5 protein-coding genes and 1 pseudogene are annotated in these 7,290 nt (G+C 67.4%); 2 read left to right on the top strand and 4 right to left on the bottom strand.

Going from position 1 to position 7,290, the window contains the following annotated elements; translation table 11 throughout:
- Nucleotides 1-34: 34 nt before the first annotated feature.
- The 3 genes and pseudogenes from AC08OJ_RS17150 to AC08OJ_RS17140 all read right to left on the bottom strand — a co-directional run.
- Nucleotides 35-652, bottom strand: a pseudogene (locus AC08OJ_RS17150) (ferritin-like domain-containing protein); the annotation flags it as partial.
- 153 nt (nt 653-805) lie between these two features.
- On the bottom strand, nt 806-2,446 hold the full coding sequence (locus AC08OJ_RS17145; RefSeq protein WP_476596256.1) for a copper resistance CopC/CopD family protein: 1,641 nt from the start codon (nt 2,444-2,446) through the stop codon (nt 806-808).
- Between the two features lie 44 nt (nt 2,447-2,490).
- A complete protein-coding gene (locus AC08OJ_RS17140; protein ID WP_476594198.1) occupies nt 2,491-3,204 on the bottom strand; it encodes a YcnI family copper-binding membrane protein in 714 nt (237 codons plus the stop codon).
- 1,060 nt (nt 3,205-4,264) lie between these two features.
- On the opposite strand from AC08OJ_RS17140, the gene AC08OJ_RS17135 reads away from it, so the two are divergent.
- Nucleotides 4,265-4,819, top strand: coding sequence for a hypothetical protein (locus AC08OJ_RS17135; RefSeq protein ID WP_476596255.1), 555 nt, complete (start codon nt 4,265-4,267; stop codon nt 4,817-4,819).
- 165 nt (nt 4,820-4,984) lie between these two features.
- Here the strand turns inward: AC08OJ_RS17135 and AC08OJ_RS17130 are convergent, their stop codons facing one another.
- On the bottom strand, nt 4,985-6,595 hold the full coding sequence (locus tag AC08OJ_RS17130; protein WP_476596254.1) for a PAS domain S-box protein: 1,611 nt from the start codon (nt 6,593-6,595) through the stop codon (nt 4,985-4,987).
- A 349-nt stretch (nt 6,596-6,944) separates the two neighbouring features.
- Here AC08OJ_RS17130 and AC08OJ_RS17125 point away from each other — a divergent pair.
- Nucleotides 6,945-7,290: DnaJ domain-containing protein (locus AC08OJ_RS17125; protein WP_476596253.1), on the top strand; the 346-nt coding region annotated here is incomplete at its 3' end.

Genomic DNA, 7,290 nt, shown 5'->3' with positions numbered 1-7,290 from the left:
AGATCAAATGATCAACTTATTTAATGACTATCCCGTAGACACCGACCGGGTGGTTGAGCCGTGGTCTCGTAACGTAGAAATGAATCCTTTCCAGGACTGACCTCAGCTCGTGCGGGTGGAGTTCCAGGCGACGCTTCAAGTAGAAGAGGAACTCGCGGGCGTGCCCTGCTTCGTCGCGGCTCGCGCGGAGAAACAGGTCGGCTAGCACGGGCTCCTCCACCCACTCCGACATCGCCCGGTAGACCGTGTTAACGATGATCTCGGAGATCACGTTCGTGGTCAGGGTCGCACTCGGCGTGATACCGGCTTCGTACGGCTCACGCAGAGCCTCGATCTTGTCCTGGTCGATATGGACGCCCACCGCCTTGAGCCAAGCACGGAAGGCGTAGTGATGCTGAAGCTCCTGGTAGGCCCAGATGGCCACGAAGGCCGAGCAGTCGTAGTCGTCGTGGAACTCGCTGAGAAAACCGTGCAGCCCAGGGAGAGACGTCGCCTCGCCCATGACAACGCCCTTGACAAGCGAGATATAAACGGGATGAACGAGGTCACGTCGGACGTTTTCCAGCCCGAGATCGGAAACCTTCCACTGGAGGCGCTCGTAGTGCTGGAAAACATCGAAGCTATGGGACTTGTCAGCGGTGGCGGTCGGCATGGATGGATTCCTTCTGAGCTTCCCTCGCAGGCCTTTGCCGCTCTACCATGGGTTGCCTGACCGATCATTACAACCCTGATATCACACGCCAATCGAACCATTCCGATCAGCTATCGTGGAAGCGCTTACCGCCGCCCAGCGTTCACGAGCCCTTCATCGGACCTGGTAGAACACGGTTGTCACGTACTGGTCGAAATCGTTCACTCGGAGCGTGAGCCGAAGTTGCCATTCACCGGGCAACGGCGCCCGGATCCCGTCGCTCCGCGCATGGCCCGGCGCGGCCAGGCTCAGCGGAACAGTGAAGGGGCCGAGATCGGCGGCCGGCAACGACAACGCCGCACTGGCCTCCACCAGTTTCTGCGGTTTGCCGCTCGGGCCCGTGGCGTGGACGTCCAGGGTCTGGGCGCCCACCCGCGTCGGTGAGACCCGCACCTTCACCGTCATCGGACCCGCGAAGGTGGTGTCGGAGAACGGCGGTGAATAGCTGGTACGTCCCGGTACCATGTTCACCAACCCAACCGTGATCCCCAGCACGACAGCCCCGGCCACGATTTCCGCCATGATACCCCGCCGCAGCCCGGCAAGCAGAACGGTATCCGGCGAGCGGTCCGGCCGGCCGGCCGGCTGATCTCTGTTCGTTCTGTACTGCCGGCGGACCCACTGCCGCGCCAGAGCGCCGAGAGCGATCATTCCAAGGACCAGCCACACCTTGTACACCAGCAGTCGACCATAGCTGGTATCAATCAGGGCCCGTGGCGGGCCGACCTCACGCCAGCCCTGGAAGACCCCGCTGACCATCACGGCGGCAACGGCCACAACCGCGATCTTCGACCACCGGGGAAGGACCTCCGCCAGCTCGGTGGCCGATGCGCGGCGCACCAGGAAACCGGCAATCATCACCAGACCACCGATCCACACCGACATGGCGATCACATGCACCGTCGTGCTGGTGGTAGCCAGCCAAGCCAGGTCGCCGGCACTGGCATGACCGATCATGGTAAGCGTCACGGCCACCACGACACCGAGACCGGCGAGCTCCCCGTTTCCCCGCAGATCCACCGACCCGGTTCGCAACAGCCGCCGCACGAGAGGCACCATCAAAGCAAGAGCGAGCAGACGGATCAGCAGCAGGTGGCCGAACCGATCCGCCAGGGTGGTCGACAGAACCGACCACTGCCCGAGTCCCCCGAGGCCGAGCCCGGCAGCGTAGGGGCCCTGCAGCAGCAGCTGCGCGAAGGCCGCAAAAACGGATAATCCCCACGCTGCCATCAACAGCCGGCCGGGGCCGGCCGCACGAAGACCTGTCGGCCAGAGCACTATCAGAAAGAAACAGACGCCCAGTAACAGGGCCGTCGCGGCGTATCCGAGAAATCTCGCCACGGCAAAGACGACGCCCACCGTCGAGGAGCCCGATGTGCCGGAGGCCGCCGCGGCGGCGGCCTCCGGCGGCCCGCCCACACCGAAGGCGAGCGCACCGGAAACAGGATGGCTATCCGCCGAGATGACACGCCAGCTCGCCACGTACGTGCCGTTCGGCAGCCCCGGCCGGAGCGCGACCGTCGCCTGCGAGGCCTTGGGACCAGATCCGGCACGACCATCATCGACCCGCCTACCCGCGGAATCGAGCACCCGGATCGAATCGCGCGAGACCCGCACCGACTCGCTGTAGTCAAGGGTTACCCGTGCGGGTGCGACGTCGAGTGCCGCGCCGTCCACGGGGTCGCTACCCGTCAAAAGGGCATGCGCCGACGCCGACGGGACCCCGAGGCCGAGACCGATGGAGGTGGTGGCCATGACCAGGAACGTCACGGCCACCACCAGGATGCGGCGCACGACGGTTAGGCGCGCCGCCGCAAAGAGATCAGCGCGAATCCACCGGCAAGCAACCCGAGTGCGCCAAGGACGAGACCGGCGATCCCCAGGCCACGCGCCGTCCCGTCGGAATCGTCGGAGGCCGATGCGGCTTCGTCCGACCGCACCGTGGCCGCGCCATGCCCACCGGACCCCGGGGAGGATGCTGTCAGCGTGAGGACCGGCGCCGGCTTCTCAGGCTCCTGGGCGCCGGGGGCGACGACATCGACCCACCGCACGACCGAACCATCGGAGTAGATCTGCAACGCCTTGAACACAATGTGGTCGGTGTTTTCGGGCAGCGGCCCGGCGGAGACGGTGAAGGTGTCGAACTCCCCGGGCTTGATCCCGCCATCCCCCTGCGCCGTCCAGGCAATCCTGGTGACGACCTCCTTGACCTCTCCGTCGTCCGTCATGAGCGGCTTCGGCGGAGCCGCCTTGGTGATCTTGTGTGTCCACCCCGCCTTGGGCTGGACCGACACGGACACGATCGGGGTGTCGGTGGGAAGCTGGACGTCCAACCCGGTCGTGGACGCGGTGTCCTTCTCCGTGGGGACCTTGAACGACAAGGTGGCGTAGCTGCCCGCGGCAGCCGTCGGCGGCTGCACCGTGACATGGGCGGACGCCGGTCCGGCCAGGAGGAACATCGCTGCCGCGGCAGTGCCGGCAAGCATGCCGGCACGCCGAACGTTGCGGTACATAAGATCCCTTCGAACGTCCCACGGCGCGTGGGACCACCTGAAGATGCCTTGCCTTGCTCGCGCCGGGGTCGCTCGTCGGGCAGATGAGCCCGCCAGGGGAACTCGTCTACCAGGCTCGCCGTGACGTCAACGCTCGCCGTGACGTCAACCCCGGAGAAGGGGAAGCGGGTGGTCCCCGACGCCGTGCGCCACGGCCAAGGGGGCGAGCGTGCGGTCTCGGCGCCCGCTTCCGAAGGTTGATCTTCACGGTGGGTGGGACAGGCGGAACGACGGCAACGGTCACCGGATACAGCAACAGAGCCACAACGGTGCGCGGCTTCAGTCCGGCCGCACACCACACAGCCCGCTCGGAGTGACGAAGCATCAATCCCACACAGCCCACGGCAATGCCGTGGGCCGCCGTCATCGGAACATCCAGGCTCGGACCGCTGGCCAGGTGGGTGTGCGGATGCGCAAGTACGAAGGTGACATGGAGGGCGATCTGCGTCACCCCCAGACCCGCGAGCAGCGCAGCGACTCCTCGCTCGCGGTCCGCGAACCCGAACGCCACCCGGGTGAGGAGGAGGACCGCAACCAGCATGATCCCAGCGGCTGGCCGCGGCGCCCCGCCAGAGACGTGCGCTGCCCAGGCCAGACACACCGAGGACGAGGCGAACACCACGGCTCGGCCCAACCGGGCCGTTCCCCTGTCCATCTCGCACCCTGTTGCCACAACGAGCAAGCTTGCCATGCCCGCCGCGGTCATGGCCACACCCCCGGAACCGTGCGACTGGGGTTGATGATCTGGGGCGACGACCTCATTCAACCCGAACCGCCACCAGGCAGCCGCGGGCACCGCGATGATCGCCGTGAACACGATGCCCGAGGCCAGAAAGCCCAGGCCCATCCAGCTGGCCGATGCCGATCCACCGATACGGAGTCTGCCGCCGTCGGGCACTGCCGCCGTCGGGCACTGAGGAATGACGGGCGGCGGATCCCGGGCAGGAAAGCACCTCCAGCCACTCGAAGGCGCCTTCGAGTACTCCGTCTACCGCAGACGCCTACCGCAGACGTCCGACAGATGGGGTGCTTTCCGTCGTTGGACGGCACCCCACCCTCCGGTCCGCCTCGGCGGCTACGCCGCGGTGAACGGCTGCTGCCCGCCGAACCGCTGCCCGGCCTGCTCCGCCGTGGGCTGTTCCGCCTGGCCCGCGGTGAACGGCTGCTGCCCGCCGAACCGCTGCCCGGCCTGCTCCGCCGTGGGCTGCTCAGCCTGGCCCCCGGCGGCCGGCTGCTCGGCCGCGGCTGGCGCTGGGGCCTGCTCGGCTGCAGCCTGCGCCGCTGCGGTGGGTTGCGCTGCTGGACCGGCGCCTGCGCCCGCCGCAACACCCACCAGCTCGCGTATCCTGCTTTCCACGTACCTGTCGCTGTAGTGCGACCTGTCGGCGATGCGCTGAACAAGGTCGTCGACGCTCGAGGCTGCGTCCAGGTCCGACGCGTTTACCTCGGCGAACTGGTCAAGGATCTGGTATCGGATCTGCTGCCAGTTTTGCCGCAGCACGCGCTCCACCTGCTGCGCTTCCTGCTGATGCATTATCATCACTCTACCCCGGTCGGGCATCCGTCCCACGGCTGAGCCTATGACGCGGGCAGAGACTGTCAACCGCAGAAACCACCACCCGTGACCAGGGCCGCGCGGCAGGACGAGCGACGACGAAAGCGCCGGCTGACGGATATTTCTTATCAACGGGGCAGAAAGGAAATATCCTGGCCGTTGAGGTGGGTCCTGGTTGATTCGTGGTCAGGTCGGAGGGTCGAGGGCTTCTCGGACTTTGGCGAGCAGGACCCGTTCGGAGAAGGGCTTTTCGAGCAGGATGACACCGGGATCAAGTTTCCCCTGGGTGGTGAGGACCGGGTGGGCGTAGCCGGACATGTAGAGCACCCGGGTGTCGGGGCGAGTGGAGCGGATCCGGCCGGCGAGTTCCTTGCCCTGCATGCGCGGCATGATGACGTCGGTCAGCAGCAGGTGGACGGGGCCGGGGTGGTCGGCGGCGAGGGGGATGGCCTCGTCGGCGGAGGTAGCGGTGAGGACCTGGTAGCCGTTGCGGGCAAGCAGGCGACGGGTGACCTCGAGGATGGCGGGCTGGTCCTCGACGAGCAGGACGGTCTCGCCCGCGTGTGCCGGAGTGCCGGTCGCGGTGTCCGGCTGACCGGCGGCGTCCGGCTGACCGGCGGCGGTGGCGGGGAGCAGGCAGCGAATGGTGGTGCCGACCCCGGGTTCGGAGTAGATGTCGGTGTGCCCGCCGGCCTGGCTGATGATCCCGTAGACGGTGGCGAGGCCGAGGCCGGAGCCTTCCCCCTTGGGTTTCGTGGTGAAGAACGGTTCGAAGACCCGGGCAAGGACCTCCGGGGGCATGCCGGTGCCGCTGTCGGAGACGCGGATCCGTGCATGCGGGCCGGCTTTCACGCCCGGGCGTTCGCTCGCGTAATCCGGATCGATAGTGATGTTGGCGGTGTCGATGGTCAGCACGCCGCCGTCGGGCATGGCGTCGCGGGCGTTGACGGCAAGGTTGGTCAGGACCTGTTCGATCTGGCCGGGGTCAGCCAGGATGGGCCACAGCTCGGGCTGCAGATGGATGTGCAGCTCGATGTGTTCGCCCAAGGTGCGGTGCAGCAGGTTCTCCAGGTCGGTGACGACCTGGTTGAGGCTGAGTACCCGGGGCTGCACGGTTTCGCGGCGGCCGAAGGTGAGGAGCTGGTGGGTGAGGACGGTGCCGCGGTCGGCGGCGCGTTGGATCTGTTCGATGTCGCGCAGTACGTCGTTCCACCGTCCGTCCGCGGTCTGAGTGGCGGCGGCCTGGGTGACCTCCTCGGCGACGAACGAGGCGTAGCTGATGATGACTCCGAGGAGGTTGTTGAAGTCGTGCGCCACCCCGCCGGCGAGCTGGCCGAGGCTTTCCAACCGCTGGGACTGGTGGAGCTGGGCCTCGAAGTTGCGGCGTTGCGCCTCGACGCGCAACCGTTCCCCCTCGGCCTGGGCTTCGAGGCGGTCGGTGACGTCCCGGACCGTCGCGGAGACGAGTATTCCCTCCTCGGTCTCCAGCGGGCTGAGACTGATCTCTACGGGGAACTCGCTGCCGTTGCGGCGGCGGGCAGCGAGCTGGAGGCGGGCACCCATCGGCCGGGGGTGGGGGTCGGCAAAGTAGCGGTCCCGATGATCAGGATGGACGGCGCGGGCACCGACCGGGATGAGGATCTCGACCGGTTGGCCGATCAGTTCGTCGCGGGTGTAGCCGAACAGCCGCTCGGCCTGCGCGTTGACCAGGACGATGGCCCCATCGTCCCGGACGGCGACGATCGCGTCCGGCGCCGCCTCCAACAGACCACTGGCCAGGTCTGAGGAACCCTTCACCACATCACCACGATCGGTAATTGATCTATCTCTTTAAGTGATGCGGAGTGGACCATAGCACAGATGCCGACCCCCCGTGCCAACCCGTGCCGACCCGCCACCGTGGTTCACCGCTTATGCGTGCCTTCTCCCGGAGGACCGACCTGATCGGCTTGGTGGGATTCCGGCGGGTGGTTTTGAGGCGCCGGTGGATCGGGAAGCCATCGGATGGCGTAACACTCGGCCTCGGCGGCGGCACGTTTGGCGTGAGCATCTTCGACGTCGAGGACGGGGTGGTCGAGGACGGGGTGGTCGAGGTCCGGGCCACGGCCGGGGACAGCACTTGGGCGGCGATGAGGAGTGAGCGCCGATGGCCCGCGACTACTACGAGGTTCTCGGCCTCCGGCGCGACGCAGGCGGCGAGGAGGTGCAGCAGGCCTACCGCCGCCTCGCCCGCCGTTACCACCCCGACGTCAACCGCAGCCCGGAGGCGGAGGAGCGGTTCAAGGAGATCGGTGAGGCGTACCACGTGCTGTCCGACCCGAAGACGCGGGCGCGCTACAACCGGTTCGGCGCGGACTTCCGGCGCCTCCCCGAGGACTACGAGGAGCGGGTGGCCGCCGGCGCGGGCGTCGACGGAGGCTGGCCAGCCGGTGGTCGGGGCCGGGCCCGCGGCGTCGGGGTGGAACCCGGCTTCGGCGGGGATGGCTGGGATG

The sequence above is a fragment of the Frankia sp. CgKIO3 genome, from assembly GCF_977946435.1.
This window is presented reverse-complemented; position numbering and strand designations above follow the sequence as displayed.